At 71.2% G+C, this 26,869-nt stretch carries 26 protein-coding genes; 13 read left to right on the plus strand and 13 right to left on the minus strand.

Annotated elements, in window-relative coordinates:
• The first annotated feature begins 59 nt into the window (after nt 1–59).
• Entirely contained in the window at nt 60–1,565 is a 1,506-nt protein-coding gene (locus GN153_RS01445) for an HPP family protein (protein WP_159899054.1), read from the plus strand.
• Between the two features lie 17 nt (nt 1,566–1,582).
• On the opposite strand, the gene GN153_RS01450 is transcribed toward GN153_RS01445, so the two are convergent.
• Entirely contained in the window at nt 1,583–2,146 is a 564-nt protein-coding gene (locus GN153_RS01450) for a class I SAM-dependent methyltransferase (protein WP_159899056.1), read from the minus strand.
• Nucleotides 2,147–2,214: 68 nt separating this feature from the next.
• Nucleotides 2,215–3,381 (minus strand): NAD-binding protein, encoded by a 1,167-nt coding sequence (locus tag GN153_RS01455; protein WP_159899058.1) that lies wholly within the window; start codon nt 3,379–3,381, stop codon nt 2,215–2,217.
• 109 nt (nt 3,382–3,490) lie between these two features.
• Here GN153_RS01455 and GN153_RS01460 point away from each other — a divergent pair, with 109 nt between their 5' ends.
• The 3 genes from GN153_RS01460 to GN153_RS01470 all read left to right on the plus strand — a co-directional run bounded on the left by GN153_RS01460 (nt 3,491) and on the right by GN153_RS01470 (nt 6,300).
• Nucleotides 3,491–4,771: a TrkA C-terminal domain-containing protein gene (locus GN153_RS01460; RefSeq protein ID WP_159899060.1), complete on the plus strand. Its 1,281-nt coding sequence runs from the start codon at nt 3,491–3,493 to the stop codon at nt 4,769–4,771.
• Entirely contained in the window at nt 4,771–5,958 is a 1,188-nt protein-coding gene (locus GN153_RS01465; protein WP_159899062.1) for a TrkA C-terminal domain-containing protein, read from the plus strand. Before GN153_RS01460 ends, GN153_RS01465 begins: the two co-directional genes overlap by 1 nt.
• Nucleotides 5,959–6,024: 66 nt before the next feature.
• Nucleotides 6,025–6,300, plus strand: coding sequence for a ubiquitin-like small modifier protein 1 (locus tag GN153_RS01470; RefSeq protein ID WP_159899064.1), 276 nt, complete (start codon nt 6,025–6,027; stop codon nt 6,298–6,300).
• Here the strand turns inward: GN153_RS01470 and GN153_RS01475 are convergent.
• The 5 genes from GN153_RS01475 to GN153_RS01495 all read right to left on the minus strand — a co-directional run bounded on the left by GN153_RS01475 (nt 6,297) and on the right by GN153_RS01495 (nt 10,965).
• The gene (locus GN153_RS01475; protein ID WP_159899066.1) at nt 6,297–7,184 is read right to left on the minus strand and encodes a GNAT family N-acetyltransferase; all 888 of its coding nucleotides are present in this window, start codon (nt 7,182–7,184) and stop codon (nt 6,297–6,299) included. The two genes, GN153_RS01470 and GN153_RS01475, sit on opposite strands and share 4 nt — an antisense overlap.
• Nucleotides 7,181–8,422: a Glu-tRNA(Gln) amidotransferase subunit GatD gene (gene gatD / locus GN153_RS01480; protein ID WP_159899068.1), complete on the minus strand. Its 1,242-nt coding sequence runs from the start codon at nt 8,420–8,422 to the stop codon at nt 7,181–7,183. The genes GN153_RS01475 and gatD overlap by 4 nt, the downstream gene beginning before the upstream one ends.
• A gap of 86 nt (nt 8,423–8,508) precedes the next feature.
• Complete coding sequence (locus tag GN153_RS01485; protein ID WP_201287783.1) at nt 8,509–8,982, minus strand: ester cyclase; 474 nt, start codon at nt 8,980–8,982, stop codon at nt 8,509–8,511.
• Nucleotides 8,983–9,253: 271 nt separating this feature from the next.
• Nucleotides 9,254–9,943 (minus strand): ArsR/SmtB family transcription factor, encoded by a 690-nt coding sequence (locus tag GN153_RS01490; protein WP_159899070.1) that lies wholly within the window; start codon nt 9,941–9,943, stop codon nt 9,254–9,256.
• A 128-nt stretch (nt 9,944–10,071) separates the two neighbouring features.
• Nucleotides 10,072–10,965 (minus strand): hypothetical protein, encoded by an 894-nt coding sequence (locus GN153_RS01495; RefSeq protein ID WP_159899072.1) that lies wholly within the window; start codon nt 10,963–10,965, stop codon nt 10,072–10,074.
• A 257-nt stretch (nt 10,966–11,222) separates the two neighbouring features.
• Between GN153_RS01495 and GN153_RS01500 the strand changes: the two genes are divergently transcribed.
• Both GN153_RS01500 and GN153_RS01505 read left to right on the plus strand, forming a co-directional pair.
• Nucleotides 11,223–11,546, plus strand: coding sequence for a DUF5802 family protein (locus GN153_RS01500; RefSeq protein WP_159899074.1), 324 nt, complete (start codon nt 11,223–11,225; stop codon nt 11,544–11,546).
• Between the two features lie 26 nt (nt 11,547–11,572).
• The gene (locus GN153_RS01505; RefSeq protein ID WP_159899076.1) at nt 11,573–12,466 is read left to right on the plus strand and encodes a Vms1/Ankzf1 family peptidyl-tRNA hydrolase; all 894 of its coding nucleotides are present in this window, start codon (nt 11,573–11,575) and stop codon (nt 12,464–12,466) included.
• On the opposite strand, the gene GN153_RS01510 is transcribed toward GN153_RS01505, so the two are convergent.
• A complete protein-coding gene (locus GN153_RS01510) occupies nt 12,448–13,446 on the minus strand; it encodes a hypothetical protein (protein ID WP_159899078.1) in 999 nt (332 codons plus the stop codon). The genes GN153_RS01505 and GN153_RS01510 overlap by 19 nt on opposite strands.
• 73 nt (nt 13,447–13,519) lie before the next feature.
• On the opposite strand from GN153_RS01510, the gene GN153_RS01515 reads away from it, so the two are divergent.
• The 3 genes from GN153_RS01515 to GN153_RS01525 all read left to right on the plus strand — a co-directional run bounded on the left by GN153_RS01515 (nt 13,520) and on the right by GN153_RS01525 (nt 17,431).
• Complete coding sequence (locus tag GN153_RS01515) at nt 13,520–14,539, plus strand: DUF1611 domain-containing protein (protein WP_159899080.1); 1,020 nt, start codon at nt 13,520–13,522, stop codon at nt 14,537–14,539.
• Between the two features lie 416 nt (nt 14,540–14,955).
• On the plus strand, nt 14,956–16,563 hold the full coding sequence (locus GN153_RS01520) for a DUF255 domain-containing protein (RefSeq protein WP_159899082.1): 1,608 nt from the start codon (nt 14,956–14,958) through the stop codon (nt 16,561–16,563).
• Between the two features lie 64 nt (nt 16,564–16,627).
• Complete coding sequence (locus tag GN153_RS01525) at nt 16,628–17,431, plus strand: TrmB family transcriptional regulator (RefSeq protein WP_159899084.1); 804 nt, start codon at nt 16,628–16,630, stop codon at nt 17,429–17,431.
• Nucleotides 17,432–17,458: 27 nt separating this feature from the next.
• On the opposite strand, the gene GN153_RS17410 is transcribed toward GN153_RS01525, so the two are convergent.
• The 3 genes from GN153_RS17410 to GN153_RS01535 form a co-directional block, all read right to left on the minus strand.
• Nucleotides 17,459–17,605 (minus strand): hypothetical protein, encoded by a 147-nt coding sequence (locus GN153_RS17410; RefSeq protein ID WP_201287784.1) that lies wholly within the window; start codon nt 17,603–17,605, stop codon nt 17,459–17,461.
• A gap of 358 nt (nt 17,606–17,963) precedes the next feature.
• A complete protein-coding gene (gene mptA, locus GN153_RS01530; RefSeq protein ID WP_159899086.1) occupies nt 17,964–18,896 on the minus strand; it encodes a GTP cyclohydrolase MptA in 933 nt (310 codons plus the stop codon).
• Between the two features lie 103 nt (nt 18,897–18,999).
• Nucleotides 19,000–19,593: a HalX domain-containing protein gene (locus GN153_RS01535; protein ID WP_159899088.1), complete on the minus strand. Its 594-nt coding sequence runs from the start codon at nt 19,591–19,593 to the stop codon at nt 19,000–19,002.
• 89 nt (nt 19,594–19,682) lie between these two features.
• On the opposite strand from GN153_RS01535, the gene GN153_RS01540 reads away from it, so the two are divergent.
• Both GN153_RS01540 and GN153_RS01545 read left to right on the plus strand, forming a co-directional pair.
• A complete protein-coding gene (locus GN153_RS01540; protein ID WP_159899090.1) occupies nt 19,683–20,792 on the plus strand; it encodes an anthranilate phosphoribosyltransferase in 1,110 nt (369 codons plus the stop codon).
• The gene (locus GN153_RS01545; protein WP_159899092.1) at nt 20,792–21,754 is read left to right on the plus strand and encodes an alpha/beta fold hydrolase; all 963 of its coding nucleotides are present in this window, start codon (nt 20,792–20,794) and stop codon (nt 21,752–21,754) included. Before GN153_RS01540 ends, GN153_RS01545 begins: the two co-directional genes overlap by 1 nt.
• Before the next feature lie 39 nt (nt 21,755–21,793).
• On the opposite strand, the gene GN153_RS01550 is transcribed toward GN153_RS01545, so the two are convergent.
• Nucleotides 21,794–22,801, minus strand: a complete 1,008-nt coding sequence (locus GN153_RS01550; protein ID WP_159899094.1) for a threonine aldolase family protein — start codon at nt 22,799–22,801, stop codon at nt 21,794–21,796.
• Between the two features lie 163 nt (nt 22,802–22,964).
• Here GN153_RS01550 and GN153_RS01555 point away from each other — a divergent pair, with 163 nt between their 5' ends.
• Both GN153_RS01555 and GN153_RS01560 read left to right on the plus strand, forming a co-directional pair.
• Nucleotides 22,965–23,567, plus strand: coding sequence for a hypothetical protein (locus GN153_RS01555; RefSeq protein ID WP_159899096.1), 603 nt, complete (start codon nt 22,965–22,967; stop codon nt 23,565–23,567).
• A 79-nt stretch (nt 23,568–23,646) separates the two neighbouring features.
• Complete coding sequence (locus GN153_RS01560; RefSeq protein ID WP_159899098.1) at nt 23,647–24,387, plus strand: competence/damage-inducible protein A; 741 nt, start codon at nt 23,647–23,649, stop codon at nt 24,385–24,387.
• Between the two features lie 27 nt (nt 24,388–24,414).
• Here the strand turns inward: GN153_RS01560 and GN153_RS01565 are convergent, their stop codons facing one another.
• Nucleotides 24,415–26,823 carry a hybrid sensor histidine kinase/response regulator gene (locus tag GN153_RS01565; RefSeq protein ID WP_159899100.1) on the minus strand — a complete coding sequence of 803 codons (2,409 nt, stop codon included), beginning with the start codon at nt 26,821–26,823 and terminating at the stop codon, nt 24,415–24,417.
• Nucleotides 26,824–26,869 lie beyond the last annotated feature (46 nt).

Below are 26,869 nucleotides of genomic sequence, written 5' to 3' on the forward strand. Positions count from 1 at the left end.
GCAGCCGGCGGTCGGCGCCGGGAGCGTTAAGGGCGGGACTCCGAAAGGGAGCACCGGACATGTGCCCGAACCCGCGAGACCGTGTGCGCCGGCTGCTCGGACGGGCACGGCGGGCCGGGCGACGCCGGCGTCGGGCGCTGCGCCGGCACCTCGAACGAACCCAGACCGTCGTCCACCTCTCGGTGCTCCTGCTCGTGCCGCTTCTGATCGGGCTGGTCACCTATCTCTCGAACGCCGTCTCGGAGCTCGCCTTCCTGCTGTTCCCGCCGCTCGCCTCCGGGGCGTACACGCTGTTCGCGGACCCGGAGGGGCGGTACGCCTCCGTCTCGCGGTTCGTCGGCGGGCTCACCGCCGGCGCGGTCTGTGGATGGGTCGCCGTCGCCGGCGCGGGGCTGGTCTACGAGACGCCCGCCGGCGAGGTCAACGCCTTCGCCGCGGCGCTCGCGGTCTTTCTGACCGGGCTGGTGACCTGGCTGCTCGACACCGAGGAGCCGGCGGCGTTCTCGACGGCACTGTTGACCCTGTTCGTCCACGCCCGGGTCGAGCGCCCCGGGCTGTACGTGCTCAGCGTGGCCGCCTCGAGCGCGGTCGTCGCCGGGGGGTTTGCCCTCTGGCGGCGCAGCGTCTACGAGCAGCGCGACCGCTACCTCTACGAGGCCGCCAGAGGCGACGACCACGTCCTCGTGCCGATGCGCGGGCCGCGGGCCGAGACGACCGCCGTCCTGGCCGCCCGCCTGGCGGCGGCCCACCGCGCCGGGAAGGTCGTCCTGCTCGACCTCGTCGAGGAGGACTGGCTGGCCGAGGCCGAGCGGGCGCTCATCGCGGAACACGGCGCGGCCCGGCTCGCGAACGGCGGCCCAGGGGCCGGCGGCCGCGCCGCGGGCGACGCGGGTACCGGTCGGGGGGAGCCGGGCCGCCCGGCCGACGGCAGCGCCGTCTCGGAGGCGGTGAGCCGGCTGGAGGTCCAGGCCAACCGCGTCGAGACGCTCGCGGGGGTCCCCTGCGAGGTGGTGGTGGCGGTCGCCGGCCAGAACCCCGGACGGACCGCGCTCGACGCCGCGACCCGGACCAACTGCGACCTCATCGCGGCCCCCTACGAGAGCGCTGACGGGCGCCTCGCGCCCTTCGTCCGGACGCTGTTTCGCGGCGAACAGGACGTCCTCGTCCACCGGGCCACGGCCGAGCGGACCGCGTGGGGGCGGGTGCTCGTCCCGGTCCGCGGGACCAGCGACGTCGCCCACGGGATGGTCGACTTCGCGACCCGGCTGGCCGGCGAGACCGGTTTCGTCTCCGTCGCCACCTGCATCGACGGGGGCAGCGAGCGCGACCGCCGCCGGGCGGAGTCGATGCTCTCGGACCTCGTCGAGCCCTTCGAGGGCGACATCGAGACCCGGGTCGCCGCCACCGATATCGGCGACTTCCTCGCGCGCAACGGCCCCGGATACGACCTCGTCGTCATGGGTGCCAGCCGGGACCGGAGCCGGGCCTCGCGGCTGGTCTCGCCGCCGACCTTCCGGCGGGTCGGCGACCTCGACGTCGACGTGGCTATCGTCGACCGGAACTGAGCCGGCCGCGCCGGCGGTCAGACCCCCGGCACCGTCGCCACGAACAGGAACGTCTCGGGGCGCTCCTCGAGGCGTTCGAGCGTCAGCCCCGCCTCCGAGAGCTGGTCGCGGACCTCCGCCGGCGTGTACCGCTCGGCGACCGGTGGGCCGGCGTCGCCCGCCCCGTCACCGCTCCAGTCGGCGGCGACGAGCCGCCCGCCGGGCGCGAGCACGCGGGCGAGTTCCGCGAGCGCGCCGGCGGTGGCGAACTCGTGGTAGGTCATCGTCGAGAACGCCGCCTCGACGCTGCCGTCGGTGAGAGGAAGCGCGTCGGCGACGGCCGTGACCGGGGAGACGTTGTCGGGGATCCCCTTCTCGCTGTAGAAGGCGTGCATGGCGGGCTGGACGTCGACGGCGAGCACGCGGCCGGCCGCCACGGCAACGTCGTCGGTGTAGAAGCCGGTGCCGCTGCCCACGTCGATGACGGTCTCCGTCCCGTCGAGCGACAGCGCCCCGAGCAGTTCCTCCGCGGAGACCCGGCGGTACCGCTCGGGTCCCTCCAGTCGGTCGGCTTTCGCCGCGTCGAACGTGTGATGGCCCATCGGCTGCCGGGAGGAGCCGGCGACGCTTCAGTCTGGCCCCCGAGCCGGCGCAGGCGTTTCGCCGGCCGTCAGTCCCGGCCGTCCCCGTCGGACTCGAGCAGGCGGGTGGCGACCCCCTCGACGTCGCTCCCGGAGAGCGCCGACCGGACGAGCAGCTGCCCGCCGATGACGGTGGGGCTCAGCACGGTATCCGCGCCGGCACGCCGGAGCTTCTCGACGTTCTCGCGGGCAGTGGCGGCGGCGACGATCCGGACTTCCGGGTTGAGCTCGCGGGCGGTCAGGATAGCGAAGGCGTCGTCGGCGTCGTTCTCCGTGGCGGCGATGACCGCCCGGGCGCGGTCGACCCCCGCGTCCCGGAGGGGGTCCTCGTCGCTGGGGTCGCCGGCGACGACGTTGATGTTCTGACTCCGGAGCCGGGAGACGCGGTCCTCGTCGTCGGTGACGACCACGAACTCCGTGTCCGCGAGTGCCTCCATGAGCGGTTCCGTCAGCTCGCCGTAGCCGAGCACCAGCACGTGGTCCTCGAGCAGGTCGTACTGTTTGTCAGACATGGTTCCGAGCGCGTGCGAGAGGCGTGCCTCGATGGCCGGACCGAGCACCGAGCCCAGCGCGATGGCGAAACTGGCCGTCCCGAGGACGACCACCGAGATGCTGAACAGCCGGGCCTGGGCGGACTGGGCGGTCACGTCGCCGTAGCCGACGGTGCTCGCGGTGACGATGGTGTAGTACAGCGCGTCCGTCGGATTGGCGACGCCTGCGAACTGGTCGCGCAGCGCGTACGCGCCCGCCGTCCCGTAGACCAGCGTCCCCGCGAGCGCGAAGATGGCTGCCTGCTGGGCCGTCGAGAGCGCCACCGGCCGGTCGAAGCGCTTCCGGTTCAGAAAGAGCGTCGGCAGCGAGAGCAGCGACAGTGCCACCAGCGGCAGCGAGAAGACGCTGGCCTGGACCAGCCCCTGGGCCGCAGTCACGGGGAAAAGCACCGTCGTCGAGTACCAGGCCGCCCGGTAGCCCCGGCGCAGCCCCCACGCGCCGAGCAACATCAGAAAGCCCGTCAGCGTCCCGGTAAAGCCCGCGGTCTGCCGGACGGTCTCCGGGACGAAGGTCGCCAGCGGACCCGACACCTGCTGGGTGGCGATGTTGGCGATGCCGGTCGCGAGCGAGAGCAGCGCAACCAGCGTCGTCAGCAGGACCGCCGCGCGCGCCGCGAACAGCGCCCGCCGCGTGGCCGTCGCCATAGCCGTGTCGTCGGAGTCGGGTCTCTAAAGGCTTCGCGTCCGCGCCCGGGCCGCCCGGGACCGGACCCGCGCCGACAGCCATTTCATCCGGACGGTCGAACCGGGGGCAATGGCCTCGCTCCCGGTGGAAGTGCTTCTCGGCATCTATCTCGGGCTCCTGGTCGGGGTCATCCCGGCGCTGGTCTCCTGGGGGCTCGCGTTCGTCTTCAGGTACACCATCGATATCACTATCCCCGCGTTCGGGGTGACGGTGCTGGCGGTCGCGCTCGCCGGGGTCAACGGCGGGCTGCTCGCGCTTGCGGACAAGACCATCACCCAGAACCCCGACGCACCGCGACTGGTCACCGCCATCGTCGTGGTGGCGATGCTGGCGATGTACGCCCACCAGAAGGGCGATACGATGGGCGCGGAGTTCCCCCGCCGGCTCACGCTGTCGGGGCTGCGCAGCCGGACGCTCTCGACGGAGCTCGCGGACATCGTCGGCGGCGACGAGGTCCGGGTGCGCGTGGTCGGCGAGGTGGGCGACGTGGAGGGGTACCCGCCGCTTCCCGAGGACCTGCGGGCCGACCTGCGGGCCGTCGAGCGGCGCTTCCCCGCCGACCTCCGGCTGGACGAACTTGAGACCCGGGTTGCCGACCGGCTCCGGACGGAGTTCGACCTCGCGGACGTTTCGGTGTCCGTCGACGAACGCGGCCGGGCGACGGTCAGTGCCGCCCCGCCCTTTTCGGGGCTCTCGAAGCGGGTAGACGAGGGCCGCCAGGCCGTCTCCGTCGCGACACTCGTCCCGACGGGGCTGGCCCGCGGCGACGAGGTAACTGTCGCCACCCCCGACGCCGAGGTGGCGGGGACGGTCGTCAGCGCCCGGACCGACGGTGCGGGAGCGACGACGCCGGCAGTCAGCCAGCCAACCGCGCCGGCCGAGGACGGCCCGGACGATGAAGACGGCGGCGACGGCCACCGTCCGGCGCCCGTACGGGCACCCACGACCGACGGCGGCGAGGGGCGACTGACCGTCGCCGTCTCCCGGGCCGACGTGAAGACGCTGCTGGGCGTCGACCGGGCGAAGGTGGTCGTCGAGTCCAGGGGGACCCGCCGGGAGTACGAGGCGGTGTCGCTGTTGCGCCGGGCCGGGCGGCGGGTCCGCCGGCTGACCGTCGGGGACGGGAGCGCGCTCGCCGGCCGGAGCGTCGGGGCCGCCCGCGTCCGCGAGGAGTTCGGGGCGACGGTACTCGCCGTCCGGACGGCCGACGGCTGGCAGTTCGCGCCGGGCGGCGGGACGACACTCGACCCGGACGACGAGCTGTTCGCGGTCGGCGAGCCCGACGCACTCGAGGGGCTCGCCGATGCACTGGCCGGACGCCGGACCGGGACAGGGGGCGGTGACGACTGATGGCGCTGGTCGGCAGTGTGGCGCAGCTCGCCGCACAGCTGGCCGGGCTCGCGGTCCTCGCCGGCGGGGTCGCGGCGGCCGTCGCGGTCGCCCACCGGTGGTACGTCCGCGAGCGAGTGCCCCGGGGGCTGGCGCTGTTGTTCGGGCTCGCGGCCGTCGCGGTCTACCTGAACACCACGACCGCGCTCGGGGAGGCGATCACCGGCTCCGGGGACGCGGCGACGGTCCGGGCCGCCCTGTTCAACATCGTCGCATTCGGCAGCGGGACCGGCGGCGCGTTGCTCGGGCGGCGGGCCGGTGACCGCTTCGCCGTCGAGGCCGTCACCGGCGGCGAGGAGGCCGTCGACGGCGGCGTCGGCCGGCTGGTCCGGACCGTCGGGCGAGCCATCAGGGTGGAGCTCCCGGAGGAGGTGGGCGACGTCGTCGGCTACGACCCCGTTCCCCGGGAGACGAAAGAGCAGCTCGCCGGGACGACGTTCGTCTTCCCGCGCGGGCTCACCGTCGCGCAGCTTCGCGACCGGCTGGTCGAGCGCCTCAGGAGCGACTACGCCGTCGGGCACGTCGACGTCGACCTGACACAGGAGGGGTCCGTCGAGTACCTCGCCGTCGGTGCCCGGGCGGCCGGCATCGGACCGACCCTGCCACCGGGGACGAGGGCCGTCGCGGTCAGGGCCGACCCCGCCTTCGCGGCCAGCGCCGGCGACACCGTTCAGGTCTGGGAGACCGACCCGATGGAGCGGGTGCTCACCGCCGAACTCCGCGGGACCAGCGGGGACGTCGCCACCCTGGCGGTCGACGCCGCCGACACCCCGAAGCTCGACCCGGACACCGCGTATCGGCTGGTCACGCTCCCCGCCGACGACCGCCCGGACCGGGAGTTCGTCTCGCTGCTGCGGGCCGCCCGGGAGACGTTCAGCTCCGTCACCGTCGCCGCCGACAGCCCGCTCGCGGGGGTCCCGGTCGGCGCACTCTCGCCCGTGGTCGTCGCCGTCGAATCACCAGATGGCGGGACCGTTACGCTGCCAGAGCGCGACCGCACGCTCGCTGCCGGGGACACGCTCTTCGCCATCGCGTCCCCGGAGGCGCTTCGGCGGCTGGAGCGGGCCGCCGACCCGGCCCGCGGAACGGAGTCCGGGGCCGACCCGGGCGGCGCGGTCGCGGCCGCGGACCGGCCGGGGTCGCGGTGAGCGGCGGGGGTCGGGTAGCGGTGCCCAAGGGTTAGGGTTTTGCTGCCAGGGCGCCGAGCCCCGGGCGTGCAGTGGAAGCTGTTCGCGACCCTGGCCGAGACCGCCGGCAGTGAGGTGACCGTCCCGGCCGACGGCGAGACGACCCTGCGGGAGGCCCTCGACGCGCTGCTGGCCGCCGAGCCGGCCCTCGAGGACCAGATCCTCGCGGAGTCCGGCGAACTCCGCGAGCACATCCGGCTGCTCCACGAGGGCGAGGACCCCTTCGCCGCGGGGGCGGGCTGGGAGACGCGCGTCGCGCCCGACGACGAACTCGCGGTTTTCCCGCCGGTCAGTGGCGGTTAGAGTTCGGTCGCAAACACCAGCCCACCCTGGTCGAAGGTGGCGCGGGCAGCCCCCGCGTCCGCGGTGTGTCGCGGGGTCGCGGGGGCGCACACGCGGGCCTCGTCGGCGCCCGCGCGGGCGGCGTCCGCGCGGACGGCGTCGAACAGCCCCTCACCGGCGCCGGGCTCCCAGGCCGCCGCGGCGTAGTCGGCCACCGCGCCATCGCGGTGGTCGGGGTCGCGGGTCTCGAGCCGGACTGCCATCGCCCGCGTCCCGCCGTCGAGTATCGCGAGCGGCGACGCCGCTTCGACCCGCTCGCGGGTGAGTTCGGTGAACGCCCACGGCTCCCCGTCGGCCAGCGCCAGCCCGGAAAGGGCCGTGCGGGCGTCGCTGTGACTCCAGCAGTGCCAGGCCCGCCCGGGGTCGCGGTTGACCTCGCTGTCGACAGCCCTCTCGGCCGCGTCGACCCGGAGAAACCGACAGCCGGCGCGCACCTCGAACCCCACGGTCCGGGACTGACCCATGCCGGCGGGGTTCCAGTCGAAGACGAGGTTGCGGGCGACGCGGGCGCCCCGCTCGCGGAGCCACTCGAAGAGGTACTCGACCAGGGCCGCCCCGTGGCCCGCGCCGCGGTGGTCGGGGGCGACGCGGATCCCCTGGAGCCACCCCTCGTCCTCCGCCAGCAGCTTCGCCTGACAGACTGCCACAACCCGGCGGTCCCCGCTTCCGTTCTCGTCTTCCGCCTCGACCTCGACGACCGCGGTGTGCTGGTCGGGACCGTCGGTCTCGACCCACTCCGGGAAGACGTCGGGGATGTAGTCCTCGGCCTCGCGGTCGGGCCAGGTCCCCTCGGTGAAGGCGGCGACCTCGTCGTGGTCGTCGGCGCGGGCCTGTCGGACGCTCATCGCCAGGGAGTCGAGCGGTCCTGGATCTCGCCGGCCAGCGACTCGCTCATCGCGTCCGCGACGGAGTCGGCGTTCGCCAGCACCCACATCAGTTTGACCATCGCCGTCCCCGGGAGGGTGTCCTCGCCCTCGACGACACCGGCGTCGAGCAGGTCCCGGCCGGTGTCGTAGACCCGGTCACAGACACGGCCCTCGATGCACTGGCTGGTCATCACGACGTGGGTGCCGCCGTCGACCAGTTCCTCGACGGTGTCGATCCACGCGGTGTTGACGTGGCCCAGCCCCGTCCCCTCGATGACCACGCCGTCGCGGTCCGAGAGGGTTGCGAGCAGTTCCGGATCCGTCCCGGGTGTGAACTTCAGCAGGTCGACCGACTCCTCGAGGTCGGGGTGGAGCGCGAGTTCGGTCTCGCCGCGTTCTTCGTACGCCCGCCGGAAGGAGACCTCGCGGGACTCGTAGACCACCTCCCCGAGGGGGTTCGCGCCGACGGTCTCGAAGGCGTCCCGGCGGGAGGTGTGGTTCTTCCGGACTCGGGTGCCGCGGTGCAGCGCACACCGCTCGTCGGACTCGTCGGCGTGCATACACACGAGCACCTCCGCGCAGTCGCTTTTCGCGGCCTCGACCGCACAGACCGCGTTCATCACGTTGTCGGAGGAGGGCCGGTCCGCCGAGCGCTGGCTGCCGGTGAACACCACCGGGACGGGGGTGTCGAGCATGAACGAGAGGGCGGAGGCGGTGAACTGCATCGTGTCGGTGCCGTGCATCACGACGACGCCGTCGGCGCCGGCCTCGATCTCCTCGTGGACGGCCTCGGCCAGCTCCTGCCAGACCTTCGGGGTCATGTTCTCCGAGAGGATGTTGGCGACGACGCGGCCCCGGTAGTTGGCCAGCCCCGCGAGCTCGGGGACCGCTCGCAGGACGTCCTCGGCGTCGAACTGTGCGGTGACGGCGCCGGTCCGGTAGTCGACCGTCGAGGCGATGGTCCCGCCGGTGGAGATGAGCGAGACCGTGGGGAGGTCGTCGTCGAACTCGATGGCCGACTCGCCCTCGGTCTCCCCGGTCTCGATGTCGTAGACGCCGGACTCGAGCACCTCGACCGTCGCCGCCTCGCGGTCGACGCCGACATTGTAACCGCTCTCGCGTTTCACCACGATGTGCTCGGGCGTCGAGGAGGGGAGGACGACCCCCTCGAAGCTGTCGCCGCCGCGCTCGACGCGGACCCTGTCGCCGGTGTTCATGAATCCGGGTTCGGGAAGGGCCGACTTGAAACCCGCGTTCGGGCCGGCCGAGTCGTTCATGCCGAAAATCTGAGCAGTGAAACGCGTTACTCGCCGGGCGGTTCGATGACACCTAATTGTCGCATGAGTCCGAGATTGTCCGGTTGTATCCACCATTCCGCGACCCTCCCATTCTCCAGGCGAAGGAAGGCCATTGTCTGGTGCTCGAACTCTTGCCCGGTTGGATCAATCCCCAAGAACTCACCGTCGTGGGTTCCACGCTCCGTCAGTCGGGCAGCGACTGTATCACCTTCTGCGATTATATCATCGACAGTCACCGTGTAGTCTGAAAACGCACGGCGAGTCATTTTGAATCCTTCTTTGATCGCTTCGTGGCCACTGAAGTCACCCATCGGGGTGTGTTCCACAGCGTCCTCAGTGTAGAGTTCGTCAACTGCGTCGAGGCTTCCCTTCTCTACGACTTCTTCAATAATACGACGGGCGATACCCTTGTTTTCCTCGGCTGTTGTTGGCATTGTCTCCTCCGTTGGTGCGTTCGGCCCACAGCTCTCGCTGTCCATATCCCAACGCGAACGCTTCTATAATTTCTACGTAGACCGTGTTAACAGTTGGTCCACCCGCTGAGAGATAGCGAGAATTCGGCGTGACACACAAACAACACTCACAAATAACTGCTGTATTCGCGCCCTCTATTCAACACAGCCGCTGAAACCTATCACTGACTAATGGTTTCAACAAGGCCGAACTCTCTTGTTGTTCGCGGCTTCGCTCCCGAATCCTCCTAACCGCACACAAACGGGCCGGCGGAGCTACAAATACATACTGGGGCGCTCAGTCGGGGAGTCGCCAGCCCTCGTCGTCCTCGACGACGACGTCGCGCCCGGCGAGTTCGGTCAGGACCTGCTCGACGACCCGCGGCGGGGCCTCGACCCGGCGGCTCACGGCCTCGGTGTCGCCGGGCTCGTCGGCCAGCGCCCGAAGCACCGCCGTCACCAGCCGGGGGTCGCCGTCCTCGACCTCCTCGGCGATGCGCTCGCGGAGGTCGGTGACCCGCCCCTGGGCCCACCGCTGTGCCATCGACAGCTCGTTCTCGAGGCGCTCGAGCCGGCGGAGCTTGCGGGCCATCTCCGAGAGTCCCTCGACTTCGTCATCTCTATCTGCGCCGTCCCCGTCGTCGGCCCCATCGTCCCTGTCGACCTCGATGCTCAGGTAGCGCCACCGGGTCGTGTCCAGCCCCGAACTGGCCGGGTAGGCGCTCTTGGTGCCGAAATCGTACGGCGAGACGCTCACCTCCAGGCGCAGCGCCCGCGAGATGGAGAAGTACTTCCGCCGTTTCTCGTCGACTCGGCTCTCGACCAGCCCCGCCTCCTCGAGCTTCCGGAGGTGGTCGATGACCGCCTTCGGACTCACCCCGAGATACTCGCTTATCTCGGTCACGTAACAGGGCTTCCGGGCGAGCAACCGCAGGATCCGCCGCCGGTTCGCGTTCCCGAGAAGATCGAGGAGTTCGGCGGAGTCCATTTACCAGACGTAACCGATAGCCGTATAAGAATGTGTCGTCGACAGAGCCGCCAGCCCGGACCGGCCGGCCAGGTCGTCCCACTGCTGGTGACGGAGTCGAGATACCCGACGCGGCGCCGGTGGAGGTCCTACGAGTTCCCGGCGTTTCCGCCGCCCTGCCCGCTGCCGCGGTCCCCGGGCGGTCCGCGACCGTCGCCCCGTTCGCCGTCCTGGTCGCCGCTCTCTCCGTTGCCGGGGTCGTCAGGCGGCCCGCCGTTACCCGGGCCGCCGGTCCCGTTTCCCGACTCGGTGGCGTTGTCCGGTGACTCGGGCGGTCCGTCATTCGGCGGCCCCTCTCCGGGCGGTCCGCCGGTCCCGGTTCCCGGCTGTCCGCGGGTTCCATCTCCCGGTGGACCCGCCTGCGGTGGCGTTCGATCGGGCGGGCCGGCACCCGGCGGCGGCCCGCGTCCCACGTCGGTGATGTTGCGGGCCAGGGCGGCCACCTCGGGGCCGGTCGTGTTCGCCGCCCGGTCACGGAGCCGGTCGAGCCGCGTGGCGTTGACGCCGACCTGCCGGGCCGTCTCGTTCGCCTCGCTGACGGCGGTCCGGAGAGCGTCGACCTGGGCCCGGAGCGCGCTCGCCCGGGCGGTGTACGCCACCTCCGGGATCTCCCCGCGCATGGCAGCGAGCTCCGCGGAGCGGTTCCGGAGCCGGTCGAGGCGACGTTCGAGGGCCGCTGCGCGACTCTCGACCGCCCGTTCGGGCTGAGCCGAGCGGTTGACCGACGCCCGCCAGACGCCGGACTCGACGGAGCTGTTCGCGCTGGCGGCGCTGGCCTGCATGAAGGACGTCACTTGGGCGCCGAAGGAGCCGTTCGTCGTCCGGTTGTCGGCCCCGCCGTTCGCGGCCCCGTTGTCCCCAGCCCCGCTGCCGCCGGCCTGCGGGACCGGGTCGACCGGCGCGACCGCCGCGACCGGCGCGACGACAGTCATCCCGACGGCCGCGAGGACGGCGGCGACCGCGACCAACCGACTGGTGTCCATACCGCCACCTGGGACCTACCCCGACTTAAATACGGAGACTCGTTTGGACCGTTCAATTGCCGCCGATACCGTCTGAATCCGTCTGAAAGCGTTCAAAACCCTCTCTCGACCTCTCGCAGCCAGTCCGGGATCGCGAAGCCCGAGACCCTGCGGGGATCCCCTCTGGACGTCTGCCCCCCCGCCCGCGGCCGACCCGCACAGCATTTGGGACGGCGGCAAGAGCTAAGTATGGGTAATGATAACACACACCTGACCGCATGTTCGAACGGTTCTCCCGCGGCTACTATCTGGGCCGACTGTACGTCGAACCCCGGGACGGTGACCCGGGGATGTGCCACAGACAGCACGAGCAGGTGACCGAACGCCTCTACGACAGGGACGTCCCGCCGGTGATGAAACTCGGCCGGACACACTTCGCCGTCGAGGGCGCCGAGGGCGTCCCGGCCGACACCCTGACCGTCCCGCCCGGACTGCTCGAGGAGGAGGGGGTCACGAACCCGCCGACGCTGACGGAGGTCTTTCTCGCGAAGGACGACCGGGCCGCCCAGCTTTTGACGCTGGCCGAGTCCCCCGCCGTTTAAGCCCCTCGGCGCCCCGGCTCCGGGTGATGCTGGACGACCTGCTCGGCCGGACGGAGCTGAAAGACCGGATCGCCGACCTCGAAGCCGAGAAGGCCGACCTGCAGGCACAGCTCGAGGCCGAGCAGGAGCGTCGCGCCGAGGCCGCGACCGCACGCCAGGAGGCCGAACGCGAGGTTAACAGGCTGGAGGACCGCGTCACGGAACTCGAGGACCGCGTCCGGCGGCTCCAGGAGGGCGAGGGCGACCTCGCTTTCCGCGCGGAGGCGAGCCTGCGGGGCGAGCGACTCGAGGAAGCACTCGCCCGGCTCGAACGCCTCGAGACCGGCCCGGAGGGGGTCCTGACCGCGATGGTCGCCGACGGCCACGACGTGCCCGAGGCCGTCCGGCGGGCGCTGGGCGAGCGGGCGGCGCTGGTCTCGCGGGCCGCCCCCTGCCTGGTCGTGGCCGACGACATGGGGCTGGTGGGGGCCTGCCTCTCGACGCCGGTGGCTCCGGACCCCTTCGTGGAGTGGGACGACCGGGCCCGCCTGGAGCGGGAGTGGTTCCAGCCCCGCGGCGAGTACACCCTCGCGCTCGTTCGCTCTGACCTGTTCGCGATGGGCGTCTACGAGGACGGCGAGCGGACTGCCTTCCACGGCTTCGACGAAGACATCAAGAGCCAGCATTCCAAGGGCGGCTTCTCGCAGGCCCGCTTCGAGCGGCTGCGCGACGAGCAGATCGACAACCACCTCGAGCGGTGCCGGGCGGCCCTGGAGGAGCGGCCGGTCGACCGGCTCTACCTGGTCGGCGAGCGGTCGGTACTGGGGTCGCTCGCGGACCTGGCGACGGTCACGGCGACCGTTGACGCGACCGGCGAGCCCGAGCCCGCGCTGGCGGACGCCGCCGAGGAGTTCTGGACGGTTCAGCTCCGGAGCGTCTGAGCCGCGAGCGCCGCGAGCGCGAGCAGCGCCACCAGGAGTGCTGCGGGCGTGAATCCGGGGCTGCCGTCACCCGTCGTGACGGACGTCTCCGTACCACCCGTCGGTGTCTCGGTGGGTGGGGCCCCGGCAGGCGTCGCGGTCGGTGAATCCGCGCCCGGGGTCGCGGTAGACGGGCCGTCCGTCGGCGTTTCCGTCCCACCCTCGAAGGCGGTCACGTTCTCGACGCTCGTGGCGGTGGCGTTCGCGGGGAGGGGGCCGGCCGCGAGCGCGACCTGGAGCCGGACGGCGGGGTCGACCGTCTCCGTCGCGACCGCGAACCCGCGCTCTCCGGTGAAGTTCCCGGCCGCGACCACGTCGGCGAAGCGGGGCGTGATGCCCGCGGCGTTGACCACCGAGCCGTCCAGCCGGACGAGCAGGCAGTAGCCCGTCCGGTTGGCCCGGTCACAGCTCCCCGGGTTCGAGGTGTGATTCAGCCGGACCAGCGTGGCCGACATGTTCTGTGCCCCACCGGGTGTGAGATAGACGGGGAGGACGACCGCGCCCGACCCCTGCCGGAGTCCGCCGGTCCCGCGGACGTCGGCGTTGGTGAACAGCGTGGCGTCGCCGCCCTCGGGCGTGCGCGCGGTGACGGTGACGTTGCCCCGCTGGAGCAGCAGGTCGACGACCGCGGGCGGCGCGGTCGGCTGGGCCTGCACGAGCAGCCCCCCCTCGGTCGTTCGGACGGTCCCGTTGTACCCCGGTGAGCCGGCGAGCCGGGCCTCGACGACGCCGGCGGCCCGCTCGCGCTCGGCGTCGGTCAGCGAGCCGTCGAAGGAGACCTCGATGGCCGTCCCGACCGCGTCGTCGGCCCCGGAGCCGTTCGTCGGCGCGTCCGTCGGCGTCGCGGTCTGCGCGCCGGCGGGGGCGGCGACTGCCGCGGAGAGCGCGAGGGCTGTGAGAGTCACAGCGAGGAGGGCGACTGCGGGAAGCCTTCGTTCCATACTCCCCTGTTCCCGGAGCGGCGTAAGTATCCGGCGACACGGAACACTTAATCCCCGCCCCCGTTGTCCGGGTATGCGAGTCGCCATCCTCGCCCACGGGAAGTTCCCCGGCCGCGCCAAGACCGCGGTCGGCCTGCTGCGCTACGGTGACCACGAGGTCGTGGCCGTGCTGGACCGCGAGCGCGCCGGCGACCGGGTCCGCGACCACCTCGACGGCGTCCAGGACGCCCCGGTCGTGGCGGGGATGGCTGACGCTCCCGACTGCGATGCGCTGGTGGTCGGCATCGCGCCCATCGGCGGCGGCTTCGAGGAGTCCTGGCGGCCGGACGTCCGAACGGCCCTCCAGCGCGGCTGTGACGTAATCGCGGGGCTGCACTACTTTCTGGCCGAAGACGAGGAGTTCGCCCGCCTGGCCGAGGAGTACGGCTGCGAGCTGCGGGACGTCCGCCGGCCGCCCGACGACCTCACGGTCGCGGAGGGGACGGCGGGGGCGGTGGACGCGCGGGTGGTCTGTACGGTCGGGACGGACTGCTCGGTCGGGAAGATGACCGCCTCCTTCGAGCTGCGCGACGCCGCCCGCGAGCGGGGGCTCGACGCCGCCGTGGTCCCGACAGGCCAGACGGGGATCATGCTCGCCGGCTGGGGGATCGCGGTCGACCGGGTCGTCAGCGACTTCGCCGCGGGCGCGGTCGAGCGGATGGTCCGGGAGGAGGGCGACCGGGACCTGCTGGTCGTGGAAGGACAGGGCGCGCTCGCTCACCCCGCGTACTCCGCGGTGACGCTCGCGATCCTCCACGGCGCCCAGCCCGACGCGCTCGCGCTCTGTCACGAGGCCGGCCGGGAGGCCGTCCACGGCTACGAATCGTTCTCGGTTCCGCCGGTCGAGGCGTACGCGCGGCTGTACGAGGACGTGGCCGCGCCGGTCAGCGAGTGTGCCGTTGAGGCCGGGATCCTGAACACGTCTGGGCTGGCAGGGGAGGATGCTGCGCGGGAGGCTGTGGATGCGTATGCTGAGTCGCTGGGTGTGTCTGCGACCGACCCTGTGCGGTTTGACGCGGATGTGGTTCTGGATGGGTTGCTCGACTCTGAGTGAGTGCAGTCTGTGGTGTTTATTTTGTCAGTACCGGGTTCAGATCATCAAGAAAGCCCCGAGGCGTTGCGGTCGCGCGCCTCGCTGTGCGCGCTCCCGTCGGTCGCGTGCTTGCGTCGGCGTGCTTCCCGCAACGCCTCGCCCCTTTCAGTCCCACCCAGCACCACACGCCTCCCCAGCCGATTCGCTCCCTCGCGTCGCTCGCTCGCTCATCCCTCGCACGCCGGCTGTCGCGGCAGAGCCGCCGCGACAGCGCGCGCCCGCTCGTCTGTCCAGGTCAGGCGGGATCGAGGGGGGTGACGGGCGGCTTCTTTGATGGTTTCGGAAGTCGAAGCCCCAGAGTCGCAGAGTCAAACACCACGAGCGTGACCGGAAGGTCGTAGTGCAAGCTTCAAGACGGGGACCACCCGAGGGTGGGCATGGACACCACGAAGGTCGAGTGGCGGGAGTGGGGGGCTGACGCCTTCGAGGCCGCGGCCCGGCGGAGCCAGCCGGTCCTGCTCGCACTGATGGCGCCGTGGTCCGCCGAGTGTCGCGAGATGGACGCGACCACCTACAGCGAGCCACGGATCGCCGCCAACATCAACGACGGCTTCGTCCCCGTCCGGGTCGACGCCGACCGCCGCCCCCGGGTCCGGGAGCGGTACAACATGGGCGGGTTCCCCTCGACGGTCTTCCTGACCCCCGAGGGCGACGTCCTCACGGGCGCGACCGCACTTGGTGTGGAGGGGTTCCGCGGGATCCTCGACAGCGTGCGGCGCACCTGGGACGGCAAGGGCGAAGGCGCGGGCTCGGTCCCCCGGGCACTCCGGGACGCCGAGCCACCGGGCGGTCGGGTCGACGCCCGCGCGGAGGAGGCGATGGTCGAGCAGCTGCTCGCGGCCTACGACGACGAGTTCGGTGGCTGGGGCACCGACGTCAAGTTCCCGCTGCCCCGGACCGTCGAGTTCGCGCTCGTCCGGGCCCGCGACCAGGCCACCCGCACGCTGGAGGCCGTCCGGACCCACCTCCTGGATACGTACGACGGCGGCTTCTACCGCTTTGCGGGCAACCGCAACTGGACCAACGCCCGCCGCGAGAAGCTCGCCGACGAGAACGCCGCCGTCCTCCGCGCCTTTGCCCACGCCTACCGCTACACCGGCGAGGAGTCCTACCGCGAGGCCGCCGAGCGGACCGTCGACTATCTGACGACGACGCTGTGGACCGGCGACGCCGTCGCCGCCAGCCAGGGCGGGGACCCCGAGTACTTTACACTCGAGCCCGCCGACCGCGAGGAGGCCGAGGCGCCGCCGGTCGACGACACGGTCTTCGCGGACCGCAACGGGCTCGCTGTCGACGGGCTACTCACCTACGCTCGCTACACCGACGACGACCGCGCGACCAGCTACGCCCGCCGCGCCCGCGAGCACGTCTGCGAGACCCTGGTCGACGGCGGCGAGGTCCGCCACTACGACGGCCCGGACAGCGAGGCCGGCCTGCTGGTCGACCAGGCCCGCCTGCTCCGTGGGCTGACGACCTCCTGGCAGGTGCTCGGCGAGCCCGGCCCCGCCCGGGCGGTCGCGGACTGGACCGTCGAGCACCTCCAGGCCGACCACGGCGCCTTCCTCGACGGGCGGCCGGGCGGGCCGGGCCTGCTCGACCGCCCGCTCGTGCCGCTGGATACCAACGTCGACTGCGCGGACGCGCTGCTCGACCTGGCCTTACTGACCGGCGAGGACCGCTACCGGGAGGCCGCCCGCGCCGCGGTCGACGCCTTCGCGAACGCCGCCGAGCGGATGGGCGTGGAGGTGGCCGGCTACGCGACCGTCGCGGCCCGCCTGCTCGAGCCGGTCGCCATCGAGGTGGGTGCGCCCGCCGGCGACGACCTCCACCGCGCCGCGCTCCGGCTCGCCGACCACGAGACCGTCGTCGTTCCCGCTGTCGACTGCGAGGGCGCCCGGCTCGTCGAAGACGGGACGGTGACGGGGACCGCCGACACGCCGCCGGCCCTCGAGGGGCTTCTGACCGGAACCGACGGGGCCGAGTGACCCGTTCGGCGGCGGCTCGTAAACTCCCGGTGCGTTTTTAATCCCTCCCCCCTCAGGGAGCATGATGGCGACACTGAGGGATCTCGGGCTCTCCGAGTACGAATCCCGTGCTTACAGGGCGCTACTGGAGACTGGACCGACAACCGCAAAAGAGTTGTCACGCGCGAGCGACGTGCCCATGGGGCGGATCTACGACGTGCTCGGGGGGCTGGAGTCGGACAGCCTCGTCCGGACCCAGACCGCGAGCCGGCCCAAGAAGTACGCCGCCGTCGAGCCCGACACCGCGCTCGACCGGCTGCTGGCCGACAGGAAGCGCGAGCTCGACGAGCAGAAAGACCAGTACGAGGAGATAGTCGACGCGCTCTCGGAGGACCTAGAGACGGCCGAGCCGGTCGACGAGCCCTTCTGGACGGCCGCGCTTGGCCCGGAGGAGGCGACGGACCTGCTCGTCGAGCGGCTGGCGACCGCCGAGGAGCGGATCGTCCTCGTCGCCGATACCCCCGCCGCTGGCTTCGATATCGACGACCTCGGCCGACGGATCGTCGCCGAGATCGAGCGGGCGCTGGACCGCGGTGTCGCCGTCTCGCTTCTGATCCGGCCCGAACTCTTCGGGGTGCTCCCCGAGGACGTCGGGGACCTGTTCCGCGACCAGCTCCAGGACCACGACGCGTTCAGCGCCCGGACCAGCGGGGACGTCACCGGCACGTTCGAGCTCATCGACCACGCCGAGGTCTGCATCGAGGTGTCACACCCGCTCGACCCCGGCCAGCCTTTCGCGCTCATCAACCTGAAGGACACCGACGTCGCGAGCGGCATCGAGGAGGCGTTTCGCGACCGGTGGGCCGAGGCCGAATCCCTGGAGCTGTAGCCGACCGCCGCCTCGGACGTTCGGCGGCTACCGGTGCTGGGTCACGTCGGTGCTCCCGCAGTTCGCACACTGCGTGACCGACCCGAGGGACGGGTGTGTCGCCGTCGTCCAGTCCTCGGCTCCCGCTGACGCGACGTGTCCGCAGTTCGTACAGTGGAGTTGCCCGTCAGCCATACCTGAACCTTCGTCGTCGTTCCGCATAATACTGATGTCCGTGGACTGAGGGGTCGGCAGATGGGTCCACGACGGCCGGGAGACGACTCACCGTGGGCGTCTGTGTCGGCCACGAACGCGGAAGGGAAAGGGGGGTAATATCGCGCTCCCGGACGATCCGTGGCCCCCGGGCCGGGCCAGTGGCGTCTGCTCACCCGACCGATATGAAACTTTCGACCCTCCGTTTCATCTCCAGATATCTGGGTGTTCGTTCGAGCTCCGCAGCTGCCCACACGGCAGGGACCTCACCCACGCGACGTGACACAAACTCTCCAAGCGGGCGCCTGTCAGGAATGAGAACTCGGGCGGCAGAAGGGTGCTACGCGCCGTCGCCGTTGACCTCGCCGGTCAGGTCGCCGAACTCGGCGACGCGCTCGGCGTGGGCGTTGTGTTGATGGATGGACTCGTCGTTGGACTGCTTCATCGTCACCACGGCATCTGCGGGGAGGTCGAAGCGGTCGACGACCCCTTCGGCCATCGCCCGGACGCAGTCCTCGACGAACTTCGCGTCCCGGTGGGACTCGTAGGTCATGTGGTCCTCGTCGGGTCGCTTGGCGAGGTTGTAGATCCGGGCGCTCATCGACTCCCGGGCCACCTCGATGATGCCGTGCAGGTCGACGTCCGGCGAGCCGTCGCTCTCGACGGTGAGGGTGGCGTGGCCGCGCTGTGAGTGGCCGGGCTGGGGGACCTCCTTGAGGAACTGGTCGATGACGCGGTCCTCGACGCCCAGGTCCCGCAGTGTCTCGCGGGCACGGGTGGTCGACATCCCCTGCGAGCAGGGACAGACGGTCATGCCGGTGACCCGGGCACCCACTTCCTCGCGGGTGCCATCGCCGTCGGCGGTCGCCGAGGCGATGATGTCCGCGGTCGACTGGGTCTTGCGGTCCGAGGCCGGCGTGCGCTCGTGGGTGACGTACTCGGCTTCCATCCGGACCTCCGCCCGGGTGGTGTACTCGTGTTTTTCGAGCAGCCGCTCGGCGGCGTCGCCACAGACGTCCTCGACGCGGTAGGCGCGCTCGCTGACCGCGGCCTCCAGGGTCTCGTCGATGACCTCCATGTTCCGGCTCATGTCCGCGCCCTTCCGCCAGGAGGGGAGGTCGACGAACACTTCGAACTCGGCCATCAACACGATCGGGTCGCTGTCGGGGCGCTCGATCCGCACGAGCTTCTCCACGCCGGTGACGCCGACACGGTTGAGCCCGACCGTGACGTCCGGACGCGACGCCTGCACGTCCGGGAGTTGCTGACTCATCACCTCCTAGTTGGCTGGCAGGTGGTTAGTGCTTTCGAAAAAACGGACCCGGCCGACTACGGCTCCGTCCCCGCCCGTACCCGACACGCGTGGGGCGACCGCCTCACTCCTCGACGGTGCCGGCCGCCGGGTCGTCGAGGTCCCGGAACAGGGCGGTGAAGTCGTCGTCGTCGAACTCCGAGACGGTCTTGTCGAGGTCGCGTTTGACCTCGTCGATCCGGGTTTCCAGGGTCTCGAAGGTCTCGTTGTCTTCGAGTTCGGTCCGGGGTTTGTTCGCCAGCAGCGTGGCGTGTTTGGCCGTCAGCGAGTAGTACTCCCGGAGCTTCGACTCGTAGGTCGAGCAGGTGAGTAGCCGCTCGATCGTCTCCAGCAGGTCCTCCCGGGAGACCGGCTTGATGATGTAGTCGTCGAAGGGCATCTCGATGATGTCGAAGTCGGGGTCGACGGCCGTCACCATCGCCACCCGGACGTCCAGCCCGCGCTCGCGGATCGCATCGAGCACCTCGTCGCCGGAGGTGCCGGGCATCCGCCGGTCGAGCAACACGACGTCGACCGAGGCGTCGAGCCGCTCCAGCGCCTCCTGCCCGCCGTAGGCCGTCGTGACGACGTACTCACCGTCGAGCTGTGCCGCGTACGCGTCGGCAACGTCCCGCTCGTCGTCGACGACGAGAACTGTCGCCGGCTCCGTGCCGCTCATTCCTGTCCCAATTGGACCGAACGGTGCAAAAGCGTTCGGGTAGTTCCCGAACGGGAGCCTTTAGCCGGCTGGCGTCCGTACCCGGCGCCATGACACAGCGCGAGACCCGGGAGTGGCCCCTCCGCCGGCTCATGACCGAGGTCGTCGGCTCCGGACACAAGTCCGCCGAGGACATGAGCCGCCCGCAGGCACGGGAAGCGATGGCCCGGATCTTCGAGGGCGACCCCGCCGAGACTACCCTCGGGGCGTTCTGGCTCGCCAACCGCTGGAAGCGGAACACCCCCGAGGAGCTGGCCGCCTTCACCGACGTGATGCGCGAGGAGAGCGTCGAGACCGCCGTCCCCGACTGCGACCCCGTCGACTGCGGCGCCAACTACGACGGCAAGCACACCTCCGCGCTGCTGGGGGTCGCCGCCGGGCTCGTCGCCGCCGCGGCCGGGACGCCGGTGGTCGCTCATTCCGGGGACCGCGTCCCGACCCAGGAGGCCACCGCCTACAAGCACGTGCTCGACGAACTCGGCGTCCGCACCGACCTCCCGCCGGCCGAGAGCGCCGCCATGGTCGACGACGTGGGCTTTGGCTTCTACTACCAGCCCAACTTCAACCCCCTCGTCGACGGCCTCTACGACCGGCGGGCGGAGATGGGCGTTCGGACCTTCATCAACACCGTCGAGACCCTCGCGAACCCGGCCGACGCCGACGTCCACCTCGGGAGTTTCTACCATCTGGCCTTCGCGAAGCGGATCGTCGACACGTTCGGCGAGATGGACTCCCAGGACGTCGGCCGGGTCATCATGTTTCAGGGGCTGGAAGGCTACGACGATATCCGCCCCGGGACGACGGTCGTCGCCGAGTACGACCGGGACCGCACCGGCGAAGACGGCGGCGAGGGCGGGGCCGAAGACGGTGATGACGGCGCCTTCACCGACTACGAGATCGAGACCGCAACCTACGGAATGGACTTCGAGCGCGAGGACCTGGCCGTCGACGACGTGGCCGCCGATTCGGCGCGGCTCACCGAGGAGGTGCTGACTGGCGAGCGCGACGACGACTTCGCGGACGCCGTCGTGCTGAACGCCGCCCTCCGGGTCTACGCCCGCGGCGACGTCGGGAACATCGAGGACGGCCTCGGGCTGGCCCGCAGCGCCATCGCCGAGGGCGGCGCCCAGGACCGGCTGGCTCGCCTCCGGGAGTTCTGATGTCTGCGAACCCTGGTGAACGGTCACCGTCGACCGCTCCGGGCGCCGACGGCGACCCCGAAACGTGGCGCCACGAGACCGCCCACGTCAACGGCGTCAGCCTCCACTACGTCCGCGTCGACCCCGACCCGGCGACCGTCGACGGCGCGACGGAGCCGCCGCTGGTGGTCTGCCTGCACGGCTTCCCGGAGTTCTGGTACGCCTGGCGCCACCAGCTCTCCCCGCTTGCCGACGCGGGCTTTCGGGTCGTCGCGCCGGACATGCGCGGCTACAACCGCTCCTCGAAGCCGGCGGGCGTGGCCAGCTACCGCCCCGGCGAACTCGTGAGGGACGTGCGCGGGCTGGTCGAGGGGCTGGGTTACGCCCGGACCCACCTCGTCGGCCACGACTGGGGCGGGCTGGTCGCCTGGGAGGTCGCGATCCGCGAGCCCGACCTGCTCGACCGGCTGGTCGCGTTGAACGCCCCGCATCCCGAACGTTACCGCCAGGCGCTCCGCCAGTCACCCCGGCAGGTACTCCGGTCGTGGTACGCGGTGGCCGCGCAGGTACCCTGGCTGCCCGAGCGGCTGCTCCGGGCGAACGACCTCGCGGCCGTCGGGCGGATGCTCTCGGATACCGTCCAGCCCGGCGCGTTCAGCGAGGCCGAAATCAGGCGGTACAAGCGCGCGATGGCGACGGAGGGGGCGATGACCGCGGCGCTCAACTACTACCGGGCGCAGTTCCGCGAGGGGGTCGGACGGGAGCTGCGCGCGCTGGTCGGCCGCGACCGGGACACGACGGTGCGGGTGCCGACGATGGTCGTCTGGGGCGAGCAGGACCGGGCGCTCGGGACCGAACTGCTCGACGGGCTCGAGGATTTCGTCCCCGACCTGCGCGTCGAGCGCCTGCCGGAGGCCTCCCACTGGGTCCAGGCCGACGCGCCCGACCGGGTGACCGACCTGCTACTCGATTTTCTGGACTGACGGCGTACGAAGGCCGGGCGGCCGACGCCGCAGCCGCGGTTACGCGGCCCGTTCGGCGGCCGCGACCGCTTCCTCGATGTCCGCGTCGTCGACGTCCCAGTGGGTGCAGAAGCGAACGAGGCAGTCGTCGAAGGCCACGCCCAGCAGCCCCTCCGCCTCGCAGTCCTCCAGGAACGCCTCGGCCGGCCGGTCGGTTCTGACGAGGACGATGTTGGTCTCGGGCTCGTCGGCCGAGAGCCCCTCGATGCGGTCCAGGCCCTCGGCGAGGCGGGCAGCCCGACGGTGGTCCTCGACCAGCCGGCCGCGGTTCTCGAGGGCTTCCAGCCCCGGCGCGGCGAGCATGCCTGCCTGGCGCATCCCCCCGCCCAGCAGCTTCCGGACCCGGCGCGCCTCCTCGACGAAGTCGTCGGGGCCGGCGAGCACCGACCCCACGGGCGCGCCCAGCCCCTTCGAGAGACAGCACATCACCGTGTCCACGGGCTCGACGAATTCGGAGGCGGGGACGCCGTGGGCGGCCGCGGCGTTGAACAGCCGCGCGCCGTCGAGGTGGACGGGGACGTCGCGCTCGCGGGCGGCCGCGGCCGCCGCCCGGACCCGCTCGGGCGCGACGGCGACCCCGCCCTTGCTATTATGAGTGTTCTCCAGCGTCAGCAGGCCGGTTCCGGGCCGGTGGCCGTCCGCCGCGACGTAGCCCTCGCGGACCTGCTCGGGCGTCGGAACCCCGCGCTCGCCGCCGTCGAGGGTGCGGGGCTGGACCTCGGCGTGCTGTGCCAGCCCCGCGAGCTCCCACTTGTAGATGTGGCTCTCGCGCTCACAGAGCACCTCCTGGCCACGTTCGGTGTGGGTGCGGGCGGCGACCTGGTTGCCCATCGTCCCCGAGGGCACGAGGAGGGCGGCCTCGGTCCCCAGCACGTCCGCGACCCGGTCCTGGAGGTCGTTGACCGTGGGGTCCTCGCCGTAGACGTCGTCGCCGACGGACGCGTCCCGGGCGGCCTCGCGCATCGCGTCGCTGGGCCGGGTGACCGTGTCGCTCCGGAGGTCGATCATACCCCCCGTACTGTGCCGAGGGACAAAACGGCGACGACCGCGGCGGCCAGTCCGTTGCGAACGCTTGCACGGGTGAAAACAGCGACAAACGGCCGCAAACGGCCGGAATACGACGGCATCATCTCCCCTCTTTAGGGCAGTCTAACACGCAGGACAGGATGCAATGGCAGCAAAGACACTCGCAGTCGGACTGGCGGTCGTGCTGATGATGGTCGGCGGAGCGGCGGCCGTCACCGCCGGCCCGGCGGCACAGACTCAGGGGCCCGACACGGGCGAAAGCACGCCCGTTCCGGGTGATGCCGACATCGACGCGGTCTACGACAACGGCACGGTGACGGTGACCGTCACGCAGGGCGGCGAGCCCGTCGGAGACGCGGAAGTCGAGGTCGACGATGACGAGTACACGACCGACGCCAACGGAACTGTTGTCGTTGAGTACGACGGCGACGACGAACTCGACGTCGAAGTCGAAACCGGCGGCTTCGAGGGTGAAGTCGAGTACGAGTTCGAGGACGGTTCGCTTCTCATTCAGGAGGAAGAGTACGAGTACGAATACGACGACGATGACCGGGACGAGCGTGACGACGACCGGAACGAGCAGGACGACAGCGACGACCGTGATGACTCGGACGACCGGGACGATGCCGGTGACGGCGTGAACGACCGTGACGACGATGACCGGGACGACGGTGATGACGACAGCGAGGACGACGATGGCGAGGACGACGATGATAGTGATGACGACGGTGACGACGGGGACGACTGACGCAGGGAGGGTCGGTCCCCACCCACGTACCCACGGCGGACGAAACCGCTAATTGAGCCCCACTCGTTTTCCGGGGTAGATGGACGCTGCACTCCTGACCGTCGGCGACGAACTGCTCGCGGGGGACACCGAGAACACGAACGCGACGTGGCTCGCCCGCCAGCTCGCGGAGCGTGGCGTCACCGTCCAGCGGATCCTCGTGGTGCCGGACGACCGCGCGACCATCACCCGCCACGTCCGCGAGTACAGCGAGGGCTTCGACGCCGTCCTCGTCACCGGCGGCATCGGCGGCACGCCCGACGACGTGACCATGGAGGCCGTCGCCGACGCCTTCGACCGGGGGCTGGTCGTCGACGACCTCGCGCTGGAGGACATCGAAGACACCCTGGAGCAGGTCGAGGCCTCGATCCCCGAACTGGACATCGACATCGAGGCCGAGGCGAGTATCCCCGACGGCGCCCGCCCGCTGATAAACGGCGAGGGGCTCGCGCCCGGCGCGGTCCTCGAGAACGTCTACGTCATGCCGGGGATCCCCCGGGAGCTGAAGGCGATGTTCGAGGACGTCGCCGGGGAGTTCGACGGGGACGCGGTCTCGCGGTTTCTCTACACCGTCGAGCCCGAGGCGAACATCGTCGGCGCCCTGGAGGACGTGGAGTCGGAGTTCGACGTGATGGTCGGCTGTTACCCCGACCGCGACGCCGGCCACAACCGCCTGAAGCTCACCGCGACCAGCCGGACCGCGATCGACGCGGCCGCGGAGTGGCTGCTGGAGACGCTGGACGCCAGCGAGACGCCCGTCGAGCGCGACTGGGAGGCCTGACGCCGGCCACGCCCGGGGGAGGTCGGGTCAGTCGCCGACGACCGCGACGCTCGAGACCTCGAACCGCGCACCGCCGTCGCTCCCCTCCGTCACCCGGACCTCCCAGCCGTGGGCGTCGGCCACCCGCTCGACGATGGCGAGCCCGAAGCCGACTCCGCCCTCGGCGGTCGAGTATCCGGCGTCGAACACCGCCTCGCGCTCCTCGGCGGGGATCCCCGGCCCGTCGTCCGCCACGTAGAACCCCTCGTCATCGGAAAGCGTACCGACCCGGACCGTGACGTCCGCGCTGTCCTCCGGAGCCTGCGACCGGGGGCTCGTCGAGCCATGCTCGACGGCGTTCCCCAGGAGATTCCCGACGAGCTGCCTGAGCTGGCTCGGGTCGGCCTCGATGGTCGCGGTATCCCGAACTGTCAGGGCGGCGTCGGCGGTCGCGACGTCTCCCCAGGCTTGCCGGACCACGCCCTCGAGGCCGACCGGTTCGGGGTCGACCGCTTCCCGGCCCTGCCTGGCCAGCGTCAGGATGTCGCCGATCAGCGTCTCCATCCGGTCCAGCGCGTCGGAAGCGTGCCCGAGGTGGTGGCTGTCACAGTCGTCAGCAGCGAGCTCGAGCCGGGCGGTGGCGACGTTCAGCGGGTTCCGCAGATCGTGTGAAACGGCGTTCGCGAACTCCTCGAGCCGGTCGTTCTTGCGCTCGAGTTCCGCCCGGCGGTCGACACGCTCGAACGCCGCCTCCATCGCGGTGGCGAGGATCTGCGCGAGGAAGGCGTCGGTCTCGTCGAAGGTCGCGGGCTCGGTGGCTCCCGCCGACAGGAGCCCGCGTTCCCCGACCGGGACGACCATGAGGCTCTGGAGCGGCGTCCCGGCGTCGACGGCGCGGTCGTGACGGCCGATGTCGTCGAGCAGCGTGAGTTCCCCCGACTCGAAGGCCTCCCAGCTGACGCTGCCGTCGTCGGGGCCGAAGACCGGGCGGTCCTCGAAGACCTCGTCGACCCGGTCGCTGGATGCGACCGGCACGAGCCCGTCCTCGTCGGGGTCGTACAGCCGGACCATCGCCAGGGGAAAACCCAGCACGCTCTCGGCCTCCTCGACGGCACGGTCGGCGACGGCCCGGTCTCCCTCGGCCTGCATCAGCGAGAGGGTCGCGTCGTGGAGGCGTTCGAGCCGGCGGAGGCTCTCCCGGCGCCGGTTTGCCTGCTCGACGCGGTCCAGGGCGGTGGTGAGCGTCGTCGCCAGGATCTCGCTGAGCGTCTCGTCGGTGTCGGTGAAGGCGTGGGGTTCGTCGGAGGAGACGACGAAGACGCCGTGGCCCTCGATCGGGTACAGCAGCACGCTCCGGGCGGGCGTGGGCTCGGTCAGCGGCTCGTAGGTTTCGGTGTCGCCGATCCGTCGCGGCTCGCTGCTGCGGAAGACGTCCCACACGAGCTCGGCACGGGACCCCTCCGGGCCGTCCATCGGGTAGGAGGGCAGCTCGTCGAAGGCGTCGTAGACCCCACCGACGACGGCAGCCGGTTCGAGCGCGTCGCCGGCGTCGTTCAGGAGGTGGACGCCGCTCAGCGGGGCACCGATGAGGTCGTCGGCGGCCTCCGTGGCGACCCGGACCGTCTCCTCGACAGTCTCGGTCTCCATGAGCAACTGGGTCCGCCCCTGGAGTTCGTCGAGCTTCTGCTGGCGCCGCTCGCGTTCGGTGACGTCCTGAAACAGCGAGAAGACCGCGACGACCTCGCCGCCGTCGTCGGTGACGACGCGGTTGTGCCACTCGCAGACGATCCGCTCGCCGTCCTTGCGGACGTTCTCGTCGACGCTGTGGTAGCCGCCCTCGCCCGCCGCCAGCGCGGAGGTGACCTCGTCGACGTCGTCGTAGCTGTCCTCCGTGACGAGCGCCTCCCAGGTCTCCCCGCGGAGCTCCGCCTCCGAGTAGCCGAGGATCTCCTCGCCGGCCTCGTTGACGCGGACGATCTCGAAGTCGCTGTCGTACTCGAGCACGCCGAGTGGCGACTGCTCGATGAACAGCGAGAGCCGCTTCTGGCTGGCTTCGAGTTCGCGTCGGGAGCGGTACTGCTCGACCACGTTCCCGACCCGGTTTGCGAGCACCGCGTACTGGCTGGTCCCGGTCTCCTTCTGGAGGTAGTCGGTGACGCCCGCGGAGATGGCGTCGCTCGCGACCTCCTCGCTGCCCTTCCCGGTGAACAGGACGAACGGGAGGTCGGGGTAGTCCTCGCGGACGGACTCGAGGAGGTCGATGCCGTTCTGCCCGGGCATGTCGTAATCGGAGACGATACAGTCGACCTCGCGGTCGGTAAGCGCCGAAAGCGCCTCCTCCGCGCCGGTCGCCGTATCGACGGTGAACCGCTCGTCCTCGCGCTCGAGGAACGTCGCCGCCACGTCGGCGAGGTCGGGTTCGTCGTCGACGAGGAGCACCCGGACGACAGCAGTCATTGTGCGTACACGAGCACTCAGCCCCATAACCGTTCTGGGACCGGAT

The sequence above is a fragment of the Salinirussus salinus genome, assembly GCF_009831455.1.
GTDB lineage: Archaea > Halobacteriota > Halobacteria > Halobacteriales > Haloarculaceae > Salinirussus > Salinirussus salinus.